This is a genomic window from Rhizobium sp. 18055 (genome assembly GCF_902706285.1).
Lineage (GTDB): Bacteria > Pseudomonadota > Alphaproteobacteria > Rhizobiales > Rhizobiaceae > Rhizobium.
Window position 1 is genome coordinate 1 of sequence record NZ_CACSKD010000394.1, and the last position, 409, is coordinate 409.

Below are 409 nucleotides of genomic sequence, written 5' to 3' on the forward strand. Positions count from 1 at the left end.
GGACTTGATGGCCTTCCCGTTCTTCTCGCTGGCGAAGTCGCGGCGCGTGGCGCCGATCGACTTTCGCAGCGGGAACGTCACCATCCGCGTGGAAGGCACGCAGGAGCATGGCATCGCCACGATTTGGGACGCGGACGTGCTCATTTGGGCTGCCTCGCAGATCGTCGAAGCACGCGACGCGGGCTTGCGCCCGTCGCGGCTGATGCAAGCCACGGCCTACGAGATCCTGCGCTTCATCGGGCGCGGTACGTCGCTGCGCGACTACCAACGCCTCAAAGCCGCGCTGGATCGCCTGCAGTCCACGACCGTGGCCACGTCGATCCGCGAGACGACCGGGCGGCGGCTGCACCGCTTCTCGTGGATCAACGAGTGGAAAGAGCTGGCCGATGCCAAGGGCACGCCCTTGGGG

General features: G+C 67.0%; 1 protein-coding gene. It reads left to right on the forward strand.

All coding sequences use genetic code 11. The features are described 5' to 3' along the window. On the forward strand, positions 1-409 hold a 409-nt coding region (locus GVL52_RS29670), incomplete at both ends, for a replication initiator protein A (RefSeq protein WP_200848044.1).